Genomic DNA, 15,914 nt, shown 5'->3' with positions numbered 1-15,914 from the left:
GCGCGGGCCGCTGCGCGTGCCGTGCCGGGCATCACGGCCCGCACCCCCGGGTCAGCGGCCCGGCGCGGCCTGCGCGACCAGCGCCGTCGCCACCGCCATCAGGCCCTCGTCCCGGCCCGGGAAGCCCAGTCCGTCGGTGGTGGCGCCCGACACGGTCACCGGGGCGCCGGCCGCGTCCGACAGGATCTTCTCCGCCTCGTCCCGGCGCTTGCCGATCTTCGGGCGGGGGCCGATCACCTGCACGGCGACGTTGCCGATGACCCAGCCGGCCGCGCGCACGATGCGGGCCGCCTCGGTCAGCAGGGTCACCCCGGACGCGCCGGACCACTCGGGCCGCCCGGTGCCGAAGTGCCGGCCCAGGTCACCGAGGCCGGCGGCGGAGAAGAGCGCGTTGCACGCGGCGTGGGCGACGACGTCGGCGTCGGAGTGCCCGGCCAGGCCCGGCCCCTCCCCCTCCCACTTCAGTCCCGCGCACCACAGCTCGCGGCCCTCCTCGAACGCGTGGATGTCGGTGCCGATGCCCACCCGGGGCAGCACGAGCTGCGGCTCAGAAGCCATCGTTGAGCCTCCTGCGGGCCAGGACCGCCTCGGCGAGGACCAGGTCCAGCGGGCGCGTCACCTTGAACGCCTCCTCGTGGCCCGGCACGACCACGACCCGCTCGCCGAGCTGTTCCAGCATGCTCGCGTCGTCGGTGACCTCGCCGGTCACCGTCTCGTGCGCGCGCACCAGCGCCGCCCGGTCGAACCCCTGGGGCGTCTGCACCGCGCGCAGCCGGGCCCGGGAGGGGGTGGAGAGCACCGGCTCGGGGTCGCCGGGCGTCCCGGCCGGTTCGACCTCCTTGACGGTGTCCGCGAGCGGCAGCGCCGGCACGACCGCCGGGGCGCCCTCGCGCACCGCCTCGATCACCGCGTCCACGGTGTCGACGGGCACCAGCGGCCGGGCGGCGTCGTGGACCAGGACGATCCGGTACTCGGGAGGCAGGGCCTGGAGCCCCAGGCGCACCGACTCCTGGCGGGTCTCCCCGCCGGGGACGACGACGAAGTCCGTGCGCTCGGGCAACGCGTGCGCGTCGAGGAGGGACTTCACCTCCGCCGCGCCGTCCGGCGGGGCCACGACCACCACGAGGGACACCGCGCGCGAGGCGGCCAGCGCGCGCACCGCGTGGATCAGCATGGGGGTGCCGTTGAGCGTGCGCAGCGCCTTGGGGGCGCCCGGACCGAGGCGGACTCCGCGGCCGGCGGCGGGAATCACGGCCGCCGTACGGGCCGGCGGGGGCGCGGGAAGCGAATCGTCAGACATCGGTTCCTGTCAGGTTTGTGTGCTCAGCCTACGTGGGTATGGCCTGGGGAGTGCCGGGCGCGACGCTTGACCAGACCCTTCCGTGACGCACCGGTCGAGCCGCTCGGCCCGGGCCCGGCACGCCAAGTATCGGGGGCTTCCCCGAGGTACCCGCCCCAGGTGCCCGTTCCCCGGGTGCCCGCCGTGGCGGCGCGAGTGACCCGCCGGAGCGCACCGGCACCCGAACGGCAGCCGGGTACGAACATGCCGCAGCGCCCGGCGACGAGGAATCCGTCATCGGGCACCGCGGCATTTCGATGTGCTGCTTGTGCTGCTGGATGCTGCTGTCTGGGCTGCGCCGGACCAGGGGGGCCTGACGTCAGGAGGCGAGAACCTCGTCGAGCAGCGCCTCGGCCTTGTCCTCGTTGGTGTTCTCCGCGAGGGCGAGTTCGCTCACCAGGATCTGGCGGGCCTTGGCGAGCATGCGCTTCTCACCGGCGGAGAGTCCGCGCTCGCGCTCGCGACGCCACAGGTCACGCACGACTTCCGCGACCTTGATGACATCGCCGGAGGCGAGCTTCTCCAGATTTGCCTTGTAGCGACGGGACCAGTTCGTGGGCTCCTCGGCGTACGGCGCGCGCAGCACCTCGAAGACCCGGTCCAGCCCGTCCTGACCGACCACATCACGCACGCCGACGAACTCCGCATTGTCCGCTGGCACACGCACCGTCAGGTCGCCCTGGGCGACCTTCAGCACCAAGTAGGTCTTGTCCACGCCTTTGATCTGGCGAGTTTCGATGGCCTCGATCAGCGCGGCCCCGTGATGGGGATAGACCACGGTGTCGCCAACCTTGAACGTCATGTGACAGGTACCCCTTCCGTGGCTATCCAGGGTAACACGGAAACCGGCGGTTCTGAATGGCGTTTTCGCAGGTCAGGGCATATCTCGGGGCTTGACAACAGCGACAGGAACGTGCTGCGCGGGGTGCCCGGAAGCAGGTATTCGCAGGTCGGAGCGGCTGTCCGCGCCGGGTGAAACGCGCACGTCACACTCATCCGGAGGCCCGCGAAGACGCCCGAAACTCCCCAAATGTCTGGTTCCAAGCGTGCGACTTCCGCTACTCCGTTCGGTGCGGGGAGTCGGATCCGCGTCGTTTCCGGAATTGATCACGACGGCGCCGAACGGGCGGTGATCAATTCCGGCGACGGCCGCGCCATTCGGGTACGGAAAATCGCCGGGCACGGCCGTCGACGCTTATGTGAATGGAGGACGTCCGGGTCTGTTGTGACTCCTGAGACGCATGTGACCTGTGTGACGCAGGTGACTCGTGGGCCTGCGCAACGGGTGCGGTGCCCGTTAGAGGCGGGTCGGGTGCGGCGCCCCGGGAACGGCTCGGTAACCTAAGGCCGCTGACTGACCCTTAGGGCGGCTTTGTCAAGGGAGCCGTCCGTGCGTTCAAGGAGTTGCCGCCGCCGTGAGCAGCAGCCTTCGACGCGGCGCCCTCGCCGCCTCCGCCCTCGCGTTCTCGATCGCCACGCTCGCCGCCTGCGCAGCCGGCAACAACGCCCAGACACTGGAGATCAAGCCGGACAACGCGGCCGTCCAGGTCGGCGACATCAAGATCCAGAACGCCACCGTCATCACCCAGCCCGACCGCGAGTCGACCGGCCCGGCCGTGGTCGCCGCCACCATCTTCAACGGCAGCGACACCGACCAGACCCTCGACTCGGTCACCGTCCAGGGCGCGGACAAGAGTGCCGCGCTCAACCCCGCCAAGGGCCAGAAGGGCAAGCTGGTCGTCCCGGCCGGCGGGTCCCTGGTGCTCGGCGGCAAGGACAACGCCTCCGCGGTGCTCTCCGGCAGCCCCGAGGCCGTCCAGGACGGCAACGCGCAGAAGGTGACCTTCACCTTCAGCAAGACGGGCGAGGTGAGCCTGCGCGCCTTCGTCGTGCCGGCCAAGAGCTACTTCTCCGGCTGGGGCCCGACCGACGTCCCCAGCGCCTCGCAGAGCCCGTCCGCCTCGCAGAGCGCGCCCGCGTCGGCGAACCCGAACACGGACGTCTCGGGCGCGAGCGAGTCCCCGGCCGCCGACGAGTCCTCCTCGCCGTCGGCGTCGGAGTCCGCGTCCCGGTGACCCGGTGACCCGGCTCCGGGCATGACGCCCGCGGAACCACGGAGAAGGGCGGCACCCCCTCGGGGGTGCCGCCCTTCTCGTCGTCATCGGGTGCGGGCGGTCTACGGCTCGAACTTGTAGCCGAGGCCGCGGACCGTCACCAGGTAGCGCGGGGCGCCCGGGTCCGGCTCGATCTTGGCGCGCAGGCGCTTGACGTGGACGTCGAGGGTCTTGGTGTCACCCACGTAGTCGGCGCCCCAGACACGGTCGATGAGCTGCATGCGGGTCAGCACGCGGCCCGCGTTGCGCAGCAGCATCTCCAGCAGGTCGAACTCCTTCAGCGGGAGGTCCACCTTCGAGCCGGACACCGTCACGACGTGGCGGTCCACGTCCATCCTCACCGGGCCGGCCTCCAGGGCGGCCGGGGTGACCTCCTCCGGCTCGCCCCGCCGGCGCAGGACGGCACGGATGCGGGCGACCAGCTCGCGCGAGGAGAACGGCTTGGTGACGTAGTCGTCGGCCCCTATCTCCAGGCCGACCACCTTGTCGATCTCGCTGTCCTTGGCGGTCACCATGATGACGGGGACGTTGGAGCGGCCGCGCAGCTGGCGGCAGACCTCCGTGCCGGGCAGCCCCGGCAGCATCAGGTCGAGGAGCACGAGGTCGGCGCCGTTGCGCTCGAACTCGTCGAGGCCGTCGGGGCCGGTCGCCGCCACGGCGACCTCGAAGCCCTCCTTGCGGAGCATGTACGACAGGGCGTCGGAGAAGGACTCCTCGTCCTCGACGACGAGCACACGGGTCACGGATGGACCTCCGGAGCGGAAAGCGTTTCGTACGCGGGGGATGCGGGGTGGGACGGGCCGGGAGAAGAGGGGTGGGACGGGCCGGCGGCGGAGCGCCGGTCCCCGTCTCGGACGTCGTCCTCGTCGTCGAGAGCGGGGTGCTGCTGGGCCCGGTCGCGGGCGGCGCCCGCCTCCGGGAGCCGCAGGGTGAACGTGGAGCCCTGACCCTCGGAGCTCCAGACCGTGACCTCCCCGCCGTGCGAGGCGACCACGTGCTTGACGATCGCCAGCCCGAGGCCCGTGCCGCCGGTGGCACGGGAGCGGGCCGGGTCGACGCGGTAGAAGCGCTCGAAGATGCGCTCCTTGTCCTTGTCGGAGATGCCGATGCCCTGGTCGGTCACGGCGATCTCGATGAGGTCCCCGCCGGGCGCGGTGATCCGGCGCACGGCGATGCCGACGCGGGTGCGGGCCGGGGAGTAGTTGACGGCGTTCTCGACCAGGTTGCCGAGGGCGGCGGCGAGCTGGCCGCGGTTGCCCCACACGTGCAGGTCGGCGGTGCCGCCGGCGGCCATGGTGATCTGCTTGGCGCCCGCCTGGTGCCGGCACCGGTCGATCGCCTCGGCGACCAGCTCGTCGATGCGGACGGGCTCGGCGTCCTCCAGCGGGTCGTCGTTCTGCACCCGGGAGAGGTCGATCAGCTCCTGCACCAGGTTGGTCAGCCGGGTCGCCTCGATCTGCATCCGGCCGGCGAAGCGCTGCACCGCCTCCGGGTCGTCCGAGGCGTCAAGGACGGCCTCCGACAGCAGGGAGAGCGCCCCGACCGGGGTCTTCAGCTCATGGCTGACGTTCGCCACGAAGTCGCGCCGGACCGCCTCGATGCGCCGGGCCTCGGTGAGGTCCTCGACGAGCAGCAGCACCAGCCGCGAGCCCAGCGGGGCCACGCGCGCGGAGACCGCGAGTGCGTCGCCGCGTCCGGTGCCGCGCCGCGGGAGGTCCAGCTCGACCTGGCGTATCTCGCCGTCGCGCCGGGTGTCCCGGGCCATCTGGAGCATCGGCTCCACGGCCAGCTTCCCGCCGCGGACCAGCCCGAGGGCGTACGCCGCGGAGCTCGCCTTGACGACGGCGTCGGCCTCGTCGAGGACCACCGCGGAGGACCGCAGTACGGAGAGCACGGTGTCGACGCCGGGCGGGAGCACCGGGTCGGTGTGCAGGGAGGTGCGGGTGGGACGGCTCTGGTCGCGCTCGCTCCAGCGGAACGCCAGCATGGCGATGACACCGGTGAGCACCCCGGCGATCGCTGCCGCTGCGGCGACCGCCGCGTTCACGTCCATGCGTCCAGGTTAGGCATGCCATCCGTGCTGGCCACAGCCATCGAGGTGCGACCTCGAACACTCGTCGCCCAGAGTTCACCTGGGAGCCAGGGGTGGTTCATTTGAGGGGACGGAAACCGACGCGTACGGGGCACACCGTGGGAACGTGGGGTTCGCACCGCCGGTTCCCGGCCCGGGACGTCCCCGGCACCCCCGAACCCGGAACCCCCTGGACCCCAGGAACACATACGAGAGGGAAGCCTGATGCGGGACGCGTACCACGAGGAACTTGACTCGATCGGCGACGGTCTGGTGGAGATGGCCCGGCTGGTCGGCTCGGCGATCGGACGCGCCACCACCGCGATCCTCGACACGGACCTGAAGCTGGCCGAGAGCGTCATCGAGGCCGACAAGCGGGTCGACGAACTGCAGCACGAACTGGAGGCGCGGGCGATAGCGCTGCTCGCCCGCCAGCAGCCGGTGGCGACGGACCTCCGTATCGTCGTGACGTCGCTGCGGATGTCCGCCGACCTGGAGCGCTCCGGCGACCTCGCCCAGCACGTGGCGAAGCTCGCGCGGCTGCGCTTCCCGGACCGCGCCGTCCCGCACGACCTGCACGCCACCATCCTGGAGATGGGGCAGCTCGCGCAGCGGCTGATGGCCAAGGCGGCCGAGGTGATCGTCACCAAGGACGTCGACCTGGCCATGCAGCTCGAGCAGGACGACGACGAGATGGACCTGCTGCACCGCACGCTGTTCCAGCACCTGATGGACGAGCGCTGGCGGCACGGCATCGAGACGGCCGTCGACGTCACCCTGCTCGGCCGCTACTACGAGCGCTACGCCGACCACGCGGTGGCGGTCGCCAAGCGCGTCGTCTTCCTGGTGACGGGCGAGCACGCGGACCTCCTGGGCCAGGACTACCAGCCCGAGATCCAGGCCGAGGCGTAGCCGGCCGCACCCTCCCCGTGCGAGGAGAGCCGGGAAGCCGGAGGGAAGCCGGGGGGCGGGCGGGTGCCCGGCGGGGCGTGGGCGAGCCACTGTGCGCCGTTGATGCGCCCAGCCCGGCGGGCATGCAATGGGCACAGGCACCAGCCTCGAGGAGGGTCCATGGCCGAATCCCCCAGCACCCCCGGTACGACACCCGACCCCACGCAGGAGCGTCCGACCGAGCAGCCCGCCGAGATCAGGAACCTCACCCTGATAGGCGCGTGCGGCTGCGGCTCGGGGTGCGGGTGCGGGTGCCAGTCGGGCAATCCGTGCCAGTGCGGGTGAGGTGAGCGCGCAGCTCAAGGAGCAGAACGCGCAGCGCAGAGCGCGGAGCGCGGACGCAGCAGGGCCCCGGCGGGCGATCGCCGGGGCCCTCGTCGTGCGGGGTGCTCGCCGCTCGGCCGGTGATCGTCTGCGGGTCGGCGCGGGGCGGCGCAGCATGGAGGGAGGGCGGGGCGGAAGAGAAGGAGGTGCGGGGACATGCCCAAGTTCATGGACGTCCACCACGGCATGGCGGGCATCACGGCGGAGCAGCTGATGGAGGCCCACAACGCCGATCTCGCCATCGAGAAGGACGAGAACGTCCACTTCGAGAGCGCCTGGGCGGACCCGGAGGCCGGCGTCGTCTACTGCCTGTCCGACGCCCCCTCGGCCGAGGCGGTCCAGCGCATCCACGAGCGCGCGGGACACAGGGCGGACGAGGTGCATCCGGTGCCGCTCAGCGTCTGAGGCGGGACTGTGCCGGGCGGGGTTCCGGGCGCTGGTGCCGGGGCCCCGCCCGGCTCGGCGCCCGGCCGCGGGCGTGGACCGGACCGGTTCAGCGGGCCGAGCGGCGGTAGCGCCCGGGGGTGACTCCCACCAGCTTGCGGAAGTGGCGGGTCAGGTGCGCCTGGTCGAAGAAGCCGGTGGTGGTGGCCACCTCGCCCGGCGGGAGCCCGTCGAGCAGGAGCCGGCGGGCCCGGCCGACCCGGCGGGACGTCAGGTACTGGTGCGGGGCGATGCCGTAGGCGCGGCTGAACGCCCGTACGAGATGGGCGGGATGGGCGTGCAGGAGGCGTGCGGCCTCCTCCAGCGTGACGCCGTCCGCCACGCGCGCGTCGAGGAGGTCGCGCAGCCGGCGCGCGAGGGCGGGGTCCCGCGCATCGCGCCCGGCGGGACCCGGTGCGGAACGGCCGGCGGGGCGCAGTCGTTCGTACAGCCGCTCGCGCAGGTGCTCGGCGACGAACGTCAGCCGGCTCTCCGCCTCCAGTTCGTCCCCGGGACGGGCCAGCGCGGTGTGCAGTTGCCCGACGCGGTGACGCAGGAGCGCGTCGCGCAGGTCGGGCCCGTCGACGGCCGCTCCGATCAGGTCCTCGCCGAGCACGCCGGCGTCGAGGTAGACGACGCGCTTGCGGAAGCCGTGCGGGGTGGCGGGGGCGCCGTTGTGGGGGACGTGCGGGGGCAGCAGGCTGACCGTGTCGTGCGGGGTGCCGTGCTCGTGCCGCTCCAGGTCGTACCGCACGGCGCCGTCGTCGACGATGAGCAGCGTCCACGCGTCGTGCACGTGCATCGGGTAGGCGTACTCGGTGAAGTGGGCGTGGAACACCTCGGTGACGCCCCGGACGCGGGGGCGCCAGGCGGTGACTTCCTGCCGGGCGGCCATGCAAAGAACGTACAAGACGGGGTCGTACGGGGCTCGGCAGTCTCGTCGTATGAGCACTGAACCCCTCCGTTTCGACACGAAGATCGCCGTGCTGCTGCGCGAGGACCTGGAGCCGTGGCAGCGGTTGAACGTCACCGCGTTCCTGGTCAGCGGGCTGGGCACGCAGGTCCCCGAGGTGATCGGGGAACCGTACGAGGACGCGGACGGCGTGGGCTACCTGCCGATGTTCCGCCAGCCCGTCCTGGTCTTCCAGGGCACGAAGGAGACCCTGACGGCGGCCCACGCGCGCGTGCTGTCCCGGGCGCTGCCCCGGGCCGTCTTCACGGGCGACCTCTTCACGACGGGCAACGACCGGGACAACCGGGCGGCGGTACGGGCCGTGCCGACGGCCGAGCTGGACCTGGTGGGGCTGTCGGTGTACGGGCCGCGGAACGCGGTGGACAAGGTGTTGAAGGGGACGCGGATGCATCCGTGAGGGACCGCGAATGCCTCCGGGAGAGGGTCGCACGGGTGGGTGAGGGGGCGCGCCCGCCGGGCGGTCGCTGCACGCCAGCGCGGGGCGCTGGATCAGGCGGGCTGGGCGGGCCGTCGGATCAGGCGGGCTGGGCGGGGCGGTCAGAGTCGGTGGGACGGTCGCTGACGCTGGGACCGTCGGAGACGCTGGGGATGGTGGGGGCGGTGGCCCGGGGTGTGAGGTCGGCGGCCCCCTCCGTGCCCTCGGGCAGGCGGCGCATGAGGGCGGCGTAACCGAGGCCCGCCACCGTGCCGACGACGGCGCACAGTCCCCACAGCCACTCCGCGCCGAACCGGTCGATGACGAAGCCGGACATCAGGGGGGCGACGAGGGCGGCGACGGCCCAGGAGAGGGTGTACATGCCCTGGTAGCGGCCGCGTCCGTGGACCGGGGAGAGGCGGACGACGAGCCCGGTCTGGGTGGGCGCGTTGACGATCTCGGCGAGCGTCCACACGCACACCGTGAGGGCGAAGGCGCCGACGGACCCGGCGAAGGCGGTGAGGCCGAAGCCGTACCCGGCGAGGACCGAGGAGACGACGAGCAGCCGGCGCGGGTCGCGGTGTTCGATGAAGCGGGTGACGGGGATCTGGAGGGCGACGATCAGGACGCCGTTGACGGCGACGGCCATGCCGTAGTCGGCCGGGGTGAACCCGGCGGCGCCCATGGCGACGGGCAGGCCGACCGAACCCTGCTGGAAGATCAGCGCGATGAGGAACGACAGCCCGACGACACCCATGAACCGGCCGTCGCGCAGGACGTCCCCGAGGCCGACGGCGGGTGCCGGGCCGGCGTCGGACTTCGGGGCGGGGGCGGGCCGGGACTCGGGCAGCTTGAGGAAGACGACGACCGCGCAGGCGAGGGTCATGCCGGCCTCGAGGAGGAAGCCGGCGCGGTAGCTGACCTCGGCGATGAAGCCGGCGGCCATGGAGGAGACGGCGAAACCGAGGTTGATGGCCCAGTAGTTGAGGGAGAAGGCGCGGACGCGGTCCTCGGGGCGGACGATGTCGGCCATCATCGCCTGCACCGCGGGCCGGGAGGCGTTGGAGGCCATGCCGACGAGGAAGGCGACACCGGCGATCGCGGCGGGGTGCTGGACGAAGCCGAGCAGGGCGACGAAGACGGCGGTGGCGGTCTGGGCGACGAGCAGGGTCGGGCGGCGGCCGAGCCGGTCGGCCATGACGCCGCCGCCGAGGGAGGACAGGACGCCGCCGAGGCCGTGCAGGGAGGCGACGAGGCCGGCGAAGGAGGCGGAGTAGCCGCGGTCGAGGGTCAGGTACAGCGCCATGAAGGTGGCCACGAAGGCGCCGAGCCGGTTGACGAGGGTGCTCGTCCACAGCCACCAGAAGGCGGGGGGCAGGCCGGAGACCGACTCGCGGGCGGCGCGTCTGAGACGGGCGACGGGCATGGCGGGACCCCCGGTGGTGTGCGGATGCCTGTGGACGGCCGCGCCTGTGAACGGCCGGCGGCCCGGCTCAGGTAAGCGGCTGGAACGGCAGGCACACCTTACGAACGCGCACGCCGGGCAGGCCACTCGATTAACAATCCCCGTCAACCGTCCGCCTGTCGGGCACGGCCGCCCCGCGCCCAAAACCTTGGATTACGCTCATACGCATGGCCGACGCACCGTACAAGCTGATCCTCCTCCGTCACGGCGAGAGCGAGTGGAACGCGAAGAACCTGTTCACCGGCTGGGTGGACGTCAACCTCAACGAGAAGGGCGAGAAGGAGGCAGTCCGCGGTGGCGAGCTCCTGAAGGACGCCGACCTGCTGCCCGACGTGGTCCACACGTCGCTCCAGAAGCGCGCCATCCGCACGGCCCAGCTCGCGCTGGAGGCTGCGGACCGCCACTGGATCCCGGTCCACCGCAGCTGGCGCCTGAACGAGCGCCACTACGGCGCCCTCCAGGGCAAGGACAAGGCGCAGACCCTCGCCGAGTTCGGCGAGGAGCAGTTCATGCTGTGGCGCCGTTCCTACGACACCCCGCCGCCCCCGCTCGAGGACGGCACGGAGTTCTCCCAGTCGGACGACCCGCGCTACGCCTCCATCCCGCCGGAGCTGCGCCCGCGCACGGAGTGCCTGAAGGACGTCGTCGTCCGCATGCTGCCGTACTGGTACGACGGCATCGTCCCCGACCTGCTGACCGGCCGCACGGTCCTGGTCGCGGCCCACGGCAACTCGCTGCGCGCCCTGGTCAAGCACCTCGACGGCATCTCGGACGCGGACATCGCGGGCCTGAACATCCCGACGGGCATCCCGCTCTACTACGAGCTCGACGCGGAGTTCAAGCCGGTGACCCCCGGCGGCAAGTACCTCGACCCGGAGGCGGCCGCGGCGGCGATCGAGGCGGTCAAGAACCAGGGCAAGAAGAAGTAATTCTCAGTTTCCAGGCCCCCTGCCTGCGACTTTCTCGTGGGTAGGGGGCCTGCTGCTGTGTCCGGGCCGCCTCTGGGCCGTCAGATGTGGGTGGGGCGGCGCGTCAGTTGGACCCGCACCCGGAACGCGACCAGGAAGCCCGTGACCCAAGCGGCGGCCTCCGGTACGGATGCCCAAAGGGGCAACGAGGCCACGAGGCCACCGAGCAGCGGCAGCGAGGCCGGGTTCGGGACGATGGTGATGGTGAGAAGCGGACGTGCGAGCATGGTTACTCCCGTTGCGTGCTGGCGAAACGCATCGATGGGATGGGCCGCTCCCCTGGCCGGGAGCGGCCCTCGAAATGCATGCGCACTTTATTGAGAGAAACATCCTCCGCGCAAATCGCCTTTTCAGAGAGGCCACGGAACCCCGAATTGCCCTCAGGGGTGCGTGAACTTCTCCCGGAAGCACCGTACGTGTGTCGGTCGGATGTGGGCTGCACGGCATCCCGCGGCAGTGGAGCGAGCGCGCAGCCCGCTTCCTTGAAGTAAGGGCCCTCTGTCGGGCTATGCTTGACCGCGTCGCGGTCAAGCATAGCCCGACAGAGGGCCCTTGATGCCCCATCAGCAATTTCTCCTGCGTGTTGCGGTCTCGGTGAGGGGCGGGCGGGTTGCACGAGAGGGATCCAAGTCCCGGGACACTCTACGTCTGCTAAATATTGGTTCGACCTAACGCGCCATCTAACGGTGAAGCTATTCGGCGCCACTATTCGGTCTTCTTATTCAGCATGCAGCTCTGCGTTAACTATCGCTCCTGCATCTACGGCGAAGGTTGCTACCGAACTCTTATTGAGTGCGCTTACGAGCGAACGCTGTAGCTACGGCTTTCCGAGTCCGCTCCTGGCTAGACGGCATCAGGTGGGCGTACACGCGGAGCGTCAGGCCCGGGTCCGAGTGCCCGAGGTACTCAGCGAGGGCCTTGATGTTCTCCCCCCGCGTCTAGGGCGTGTACTAGAAGCGGGCTTCGCTGCTCGCCCCGTGCCGTGATGATCGCGGTGTGGGGCGAGGGGATCTCTCTGACGAGCAGTGGGCCGTGCTGGAGCCGATGTCGCCGGTCGCGATGGGGGGCAGGCCGGCGGTGTCCGAGTACGGGCCGTGGCAGACGGTCTATGGTCTCTTCCGTCGGCGGCAGCGTGACGGCACCTGGCCCGAACTGCTGACCCGACTGCAGGCCCGGGCGGACGCGGCCGGGTTGATCATGTGGGAGGTCAACCTCGACTCCACGATCTGCCGGGCCCATCAACACGCCGCGGGTACCCGCCGCGACGGATGGGCTTACAAAGAACCGCCAGACGGCATCTTTGTCGAACCGGACGACCACGGCCTGCGGCCGGTCTCGAGGCGGTTCCACCACGAAGATCCACCTGGCCTGCGAACAAGGCCATCGGCCGCTGTCCCTGCTGGTCGCCGCAGGTCAGCGCGATGACAGTCCGCAGTTCGCCGCCGTCCTGGAAGGCATCCGAGTGCCTCGCACCGGCCCGGGCCGTCCTCGTGTCCGGCCCTTGCGGAATGCGATGCACGATCCCCGAACCGGCGGGCCAGGCCGCCAACCGCAAGCGACGCGGGAGGGCCGGCGGGCGGCCTCCGGCCTTCAACCCAGAGGACCACAAAGCCCGGCACGCGGTCGAGTGCGGAATCAACCGGCCCAAGCGCAACCGCGCGGTCGCCACCAGGTTCGACAAGCTTGCGGTCCGCTTCGAGGCCACCGTCCTGATTGCTGCGATCGGCGAATGGTTATGACCGGCCAGGACTGTCGGTTGCCATGCCATGCTGAACGACCAGGGTGAACAGGGCGAGGGAGAGGCAACGATGGGGGCTCAGTACTACGGTGCCGACAGCGAGAACGGCGACCGCATCGACGACCCCTCCGAGGATGCGCTGTTCATGATGATCAGCGACCTCAACGACTCCGACAACACCTTCCTCGTTGTCCAGCCTGACGACGACCCCGTGTGGTTCGCCTCAGTGGCCGTCCTGGACGAAGGCGGCTACGAGATCGTCCAGCGCGACACCGTCCGCAACGAGCACGAGGTCACCACGGCGACCAGCATCAACGACATCGCTCGCGACCTCACCATCTGGTTGGCCGGCCGCGACTTCCCCAAACGGCCAGCCAGACAAGTCAGCGAGTTCTGAAACACGACCTAGGAGGACCGAGGCGTAGAAGTGGCGGAGAGCGCGCATGCCGTTCTCGCGGGATCCGGCATGCGGCTGGCCCTGCTCGGGCGTGGGTATGACGCCAGCCGCCGCCAGCGCCCGCTTTCACTGTCAGGCAGACCCCAGATGTCGGACGTGATCTCCTCGTCCGGGGTGCTGGGGGCGATGCCCTGTCAGGCTTTGATCAGGTCGTTGAGGTGCAGCCGACTTGAGTCAACGGTGCACCGTGCGGTCCGGTTACGTGACGTCCCTACTGGGTGTGATTCTGCGATGTGGAAGGGGAATGCAGCCCTGTGGCGGAGTAAGGCCATGGGAGGGGCAAAGAGGTGGCGCAACGGGGCAGCAGCCGGGGCAACGACTATCAGCGGCAGCAGCAAGCCTTACGACGTGCCCAGGAGCAACGGGCGCGACAAGCTGAGCGGGAACGCAGGGCCGCTGAGACAGCCAGCAAGCGGCAGGAGCAACAACGGAAGGCCGCATATCAGGAGCAGCAGGCCGAGCAGGCGCGGGTTCGCACAATCGGGGTCGAGCACGAGGTCGAGCAACTCGGGCAGTTGCTCCGTGACGCGTTGGTCGGCGATCCGCCGACGACCTTTGAGCGCCGGCGGAGGACTCACACACCGATCGCGTTGGACGAGCGTCCCTGGTCTCGTCCGGAGCCTTCACCGCGCTGGGAGGAGTTCGTACCACCGGAACCAGGTGGTCTGGCTGCTGTCCTGGGTCTTGGCAGGAAGCGCTATGAGGCTGAGGTTGCCGAGGCGCGTGTGCGGTTCGGGGAGGCACAGGATCGCCACAGGCGGGCGGAAGAGAAGCGGCTGGCTATGCTGGAGCGCAAGCGTGCCGAGCACCGCCAGGCCGAAGCGAAGGCCCTTGATGAGGTGGCGGCCTTCAACGGGAAGTTGGATGAAGAGCGCGAGGCATACAGGGCAGGGGAGCCCGCAGCAGTCGAGGCTCATCTAGGGGCTGTTCTGGATGCGTCGGTGTATCCAGCGGGCTTCCCGCACGAGCATCGAATTGCCTTTCGCCCTGCCACCGGTGACGTACTCGTTGAGATCCATCTGCCTCCTGAGGCGATCGTTCCGACCGCGCGGGGCTACCGGTACGTGAAGAACCGAGACGAGATGACCGTGCTGCCTCGTCCGGAGAAGGAGCGCAAGGAGATCTACGCCTCCGTCCTGGCCCAAGTCGCTCTGAGGACAGTCCACGAGGTCCTGACGAGCGATCCAGACCGGATCGTCAGTGGCGTGATCCTGAACGGCCATGTGAGAACCATCGACCGGGCCACCGGTCAGGAGGTCTCACCCTGTCTGGTGACGCTCAGCGCCAGCAGGGAGCAGTTCGGAAAGCTCCGTCTCAGTCAGGTTGATCCAGCGCAGTGCCTGAGGGGACTGAACGCGCTGGTGTCTCCCAACCCCTACGATCTCGAACCGATCCGCCCCATCGTCGAGTTCGACCTGTCGAAGTACCGGCTCATGGACAGCATGGACGTGGTCGCCGGCCTGGACAGCAGGCCCGTGCTGGTGAAGCTGACGCCCACCGAGTTCGAGCACCTGATTCGGCAACTGTTCGAGGCGATCGGCATGGAGGCCTGGAACACCCAGACGTCCAAAGACGAGGGCGTTGACGCGGTGGCCGTCAGCAAGGACCCCGTCTTCAACGGTGAGTGCATTATTCAGGCGAAGCGCTACAGCAAGCTCGTGGGCGTTGAGTCCGTCCAGGCGCTCGCCGGAGTGGTCGAGCACAAGCGTGCCGCCAAGGGGGTCCTGATCACCACATCGTGGTTTGGCAGGGCCAGCCACGACTTTGCCCGCCAACATGGCCGGCTCCAGCTCATCGAAGGGCCGGAACTCAAGTATCTGATCAAGGAACACCTTGGCAAGGACGTGATCCCGGGCCCCGTCCCCCCGAAGAGGCGCCCCTCGCGCTGAGGTCGGAGGCCCGCCCAGTCAGACCGAGGGGCTGGGGCGCCCCTGGGCCGTCCGAGGCCGCGCAAAACGGCCAAGGGCCCAGCTCACTAAGATCCCCGGCAAGACTCAGGCCAAGAACAAGTAAGCGCCCACGAACAAGCCCCCTGCCTGCGGGTTCTCCGTGAGCAGGGGGCTTGTCGCTGTCTCTGGGCCGTCAGGGCTCTGGAGCCGTGCGCTGTCCGGGCCCCGGCGTGTCGTCCTCGGTGGACTCTTCGTCGGGCATCTCGCCCTCCTGGCTCAGCGAACGGGAGCGTACGCGCCACATCCACTTCGACGGATCCCAGGTCACGACGATCGCGGAGCGCTACGCTGTGGGCACCGAAGGTGGGGGGCGCCTTCAGGTGCGGCGCGCCCTTCGAGGGCCGAGGGGGACCGGTGTGAACACCATCGACATCGGGCGGGTACGCCGTCGCGTGGAAGCCGTGGAGGACTGGTTCCTGGCCGAAGACCAATGGCCGGTGGTCAGTTCAGCACTCACGGAGCTGGAGTCGGCTGTCGTGCGGCGCGACGACACAGCGGTCCGCGCCGTGTTCGACACACTGCAGTCCCTGGAGCAAGGCGCCCGGCGCGCCAACGCCCTGCCCGGTCCGGTGAAGACCCCCATCCCCCCGCATCAGCGGGAACAGCTGAACTACCTGGTCCGTCGCCTCACCCTCGATCTGGGGCAGCCACCGCCGGCGCCCGGCGGCACCGAGGGAAGGCCTCCGCGACACAGCGGCTGACCACGGCATCCGTCCGGCTCTCCGCA

General features: G+C 70.3%; 16 protein-coding genes and 2 pseudogenes. 9 read left to right on the top strand and 9 right to left on the bottom strand.

The features are described 5' to 3' along the window. Positions 1 to 51: 51 nt before the first annotated feature. The 3 genes from ispF to E4U92_RS23735 form a co-directional block, all read right to left on the bottom strand. Positions 52 to 558, bottom strand: coding sequence for a 2-C-methyl-D-erythritol 2,4-cyclodiphosphate synthase (gene ispF, locus E4U92_RS23745; RefSeq protein WP_137302484.1), 507 nt, complete (start codon positions 556 to 558; stop codon positions 52 to 54). Then, positions 548 to 1,300: a 2-C-methyl-D-erythritol 4-phosphate cytidylyltransferase gene (gene ispD / locus E4U92_RS23740; RefSeq protein WP_137302483.1), complete on the bottom strand. Its 753-nt coding sequence runs from the start codon at positions 1,298 to 1,300 to the stop codon at positions 548 to 550. Before ispD ends, ispF begins: the two co-directional genes overlap by 11 nt. A 358-nt stretch (positions 1,301 to 1,658) precedes the next feature. Beyond that, a complete protein-coding gene (locus E4U92_RS23735; RefSeq protein WP_003953493.1) occupies positions 1,659 to 2,141 on the bottom strand; it encodes a CarD family transcriptional regulator in 483 nt (160 codons plus the stop codon). 613 nt (positions 2,142 to 2,754) lie between these two features. Here E4U92_RS23735 and E4U92_RS23725 point away from each other — a divergent pair. Continuing rightward, the gene (locus tag E4U92_RS23725; RefSeq protein ID WP_137302482.1) at positions 2,755 to 3,414 is read left to right on the top strand and encodes a copper chaperone PCu(A)C; all 660 of its coding nucleotides are present in this window, start codon (positions 2,755 to 2,757) and stop codon (positions 3,412 to 3,414) included. 101 nt (positions 3,415 to 3,515) lie between these two features. On the opposite strand, the gene phoP is transcribed toward E4U92_RS23725, so the two are convergent. Beyond that, positions 3,516 to 4,187 carry a two-component system response regulator PhoP gene (phoP, locus tag E4U92_RS23720; RefSeq protein WP_018568744.1) on the bottom strand — a complete coding sequence of 224 codons (672 nt, stop codon included), beginning with the start codon at positions 4,185 to 4,187 and terminating at the stop codon, positions 3,516 to 3,518. A gap of 5 nt (positions 4,188 to 4,192) precedes the next feature. Further along, positions 4,193 to 5,506, bottom strand: a complete 1,314-nt coding sequence (gene phoR / locus E4U92_RS23715) for a two-component system sensor histidine kinase PhoR (protein ID WP_137302481.1) — start codon at positions 5,504 to 5,506, stop codon at positions 4,193 to 4,195. 243 nt (positions 5,507 to 5,749) lie between these two features. Here phoR and phoU point away from each other — a divergent pair, with 243 nt between their 5' ends. Next, entirely contained in the window at positions 5,750 to 6,436 is a 687-nt protein-coding gene (gene phoU, locus E4U92_RS23710; RefSeq protein ID WP_137302480.1) for a phosphate signaling complex protein PhoU, read from the top strand. A gap of 519 nt (positions 6,437 to 6,955) precedes the next feature. Continuing rightward, a complete protein-coding gene (locus tag E4U92_RS23700) occupies positions 6,956 to 7,204 on the top strand; it encodes an SCO4226 family nickel-binding protein (RefSeq protein ID WP_137302478.1) in 249 nt (82 codons plus the stop codon). Between the two features lie 88 nt (positions 7,205 to 7,292). Here the strand turns inward: E4U92_RS23700 and E4U92_RS23695 are convergent, their stop codons facing one another. Beyond that, entirely contained in the window at positions 7,293 to 8,117 is an 825-nt protein-coding gene (locus E4U92_RS23695) for a helix-turn-helix transcriptional regulator (RefSeq protein WP_137302477.1), read from the bottom strand. Positions 8,118 to 8,166: 49 nt separating this feature from the next. On the opposite strand from E4U92_RS23695, the gene E4U92_RS23690 reads away from it, so the two are divergent. After that, complete coding sequence (locus E4U92_RS23690) at positions 8,167 to 8,592, top strand: DUF2000 domain-containing protein (RefSeq protein WP_137302476.1); 426 nt, start codon at positions 8,167 to 8,169, stop codon at positions 8,590 to 8,592. Positions 8,593 to 8,710: 118 nt separating this feature from the next. On the opposite strand, the gene E4U92_RS23685 is transcribed toward E4U92_RS23690, so the two are convergent. Beyond that, entirely contained in the window at positions 8,711 to 10,036 is a 1,326-nt protein-coding gene (locus E4U92_RS23685) for an MDR family MFS transporter (protein ID WP_229862562.1), read from the bottom strand. A gap of 206 nt (positions 10,037 to 10,242) precedes the next feature. Between E4U92_RS23685 and E4U92_RS23680 the strand changes: the two genes are divergently transcribed. Then, entirely contained in the window at positions 10,243 to 11,004 is a 762-nt protein-coding gene (locus E4U92_RS23680; protein WP_137302475.1) for a phosphoglyceromutase, read from the top strand. A gap of 80 nt (positions 11,005 to 11,084) precedes the next feature. Here the strand turns inward: E4U92_RS23680 and E4U92_RS23675 are convergent, their stop codons facing one another. Next, positions 11,085 to 11,270 carry a hypothetical protein gene (locus tag E4U92_RS23675; RefSeq protein ID WP_137302474.1) on the bottom strand — a complete coding sequence of 62 codons (186 nt, stop codon included), beginning with the start codon at positions 11,268 to 11,270 and terminating at the stop codon, positions 11,085 to 11,087. 769 nt (positions 11,271 to 12,039) lie between these two features. On the opposite strand from E4U92_RS23675, the pseudogene E4U92_RS23670 reads away from it, so the two are divergent. After that, positions 12,040 to 12,782, top strand: a pseudogene (locus E4U92_RS23670) (IS5 family transposase). A 69-nt stretch (positions 12,783 to 12,851) separates the two neighbouring features. Continuing rightward, positions 12,852 to 13,178 carry a hypothetical protein gene (locus E4U92_RS23665; protein ID WP_137302800.1) on the top strand — a complete coding sequence of 109 codons (327 nt, stop codon included), beginning with the start codon at positions 12,852 to 12,854 and terminating at the stop codon, positions 13,176 to 13,178. Between the two features lie 9 nt (positions 13,179 to 13,187). Here the strand turns inward: E4U92_RS23665 and E4U92_RS36720 are convergent. Further along, positions 13,188 to 13,304 (bottom strand): annotated as a pseudogene (locus E4U92_RS36720) (tyrosine-type recombinase/integrase); the annotation flags it as partial. Positions 13,305 to 13,525: 221 nt separating this feature from the next. Here E4U92_RS36720 and E4U92_RS23655 point away from each other — a divergent pair. Together E4U92_RS23655 and E4U92_RS23650 are read left to right on the top strand one after the other, a co-directional pair. Further along, positions 13,526 to 15,127, top strand: coding sequence for a restriction endonuclease (locus tag E4U92_RS23655; RefSeq protein ID WP_137302473.1), 1,602 nt, complete (start codon positions 13,526 to 13,528; stop codon positions 15,125 to 15,127). 416 nt (positions 15,128 to 15,543) lie between these two features. Beyond that, positions 15,544 to 15,888 carry a CATRA system-associated protein gene (locus E4U92_RS23650; RefSeq protein WP_137302472.1) on the top strand — a complete coding sequence of 115 codons (345 nt, stop codon included), beginning with the start codon at positions 15,544 to 15,546 and terminating at the stop codon, positions 15,886 to 15,888. Positions 15,889 to 15,914: the final 26 nt, after the last annotated feature.

Source organism: Streptomyces galbus, assembly GCF_005280195.1.
GTDB classification, from domain to species: Bacteria; Actinomycetota; Actinomycetes; order Streptomycetales; family Streptomycetaceae; genus Streptomyces; species Streptomyces galbus.
Note: the sequence above shows the minus strand (reverse complement) of the source record. Positions and strands in the feature narration are given on the sequence as shown.

What these genes read in the sequence shown, in the direction of transcription:
- ispF (WP_137302484.1), bottom strand. Translation starts at nt 558, where the DNA reads ATGGCTTCTGAGCCGCAGCTCGTGCTGCCCCGGGTGGGCATCGGCACC.
- ispD (WP_137302483.1), bottom strand. Translation starts at nt 1,300, where the DNA reads ATGTCTGACGATTCGCTTCCCGCGCCCCCGCCGGCCCGTACGGCGGCC.
- E4U92_RS23735 (WP_003953493.1), bottom strand. Translation starts at nt 2,141, where the DNA reads ATGACGTTCAAGGTTGGCGACACCGTGGTCTATCCCCATCACGGGGCC.
- phoR (WP_137302481.1), bottom strand. Translation starts at nt 5,506, where the DNA reads ATGGACGTGAACGCGGCGGTCGCCGCAGCGGCAGCGATCGCCGGGGTG.
- phoU (WP_137302480.1), top strand. Translation starts at nt 5,750, where the DNA reads ATGCGGGACGCGTACCACGAGGAACTTGACTCGATCGGCGACGGTCTG.
- E4U92_RS23700 (WP_137302478.1), top strand. Translation starts at nt 6,956, where the DNA reads ATGCCCAAGTTCATGGACGTCCACCACGGCATGGCGGGCATCACGGCG.
- E4U92_RS23695 (WP_137302477.1), bottom strand. Translation starts at nt 8,117, where the DNA reads ATGGCCGCCCGGCAGGAAGTCACCGCCTGGCGCCCCCGCGTCCGGGGC.
- E4U92_RS23690 (WP_137302476.1), top strand. Translation starts at nt 8,167, where the DNA reads ATGAGCACTGAACCCCTCCGTTTCGACACGAAGATCGCCGTGCTGCTG.
- E4U92_RS23685 (WP_229862562.1), bottom strand. Translation starts at nt 10,036, where the DNA reads ATGCCCGTCGCCCGTCTCAGACGCGCCGCCCGCGAGTCGGTCTCCGGC.
- E4U92_RS23680 (WP_137302475.1), top strand. Translation starts at nt 10,243, where the DNA reads ATGGCCGACGCACCGTACAAGCTGATCCTCCTCCGTCACGGCGAGAGC.
- E4U92_RS23675 (WP_137302474.1), bottom strand. Translation starts at nt 11,270, where the DNA reads ATGCTCGCACGTCCGCTTCTCACCATCACCATCGTCCCGAACCCGGCC.
- E4U92_RS23665 (WP_137302800.1), top strand. Translation starts at nt 12,852, where the DNA reads ATGGGGGCTCAGTACTACGGTGCCGACAGCGAGAACGGCGACCGCATC.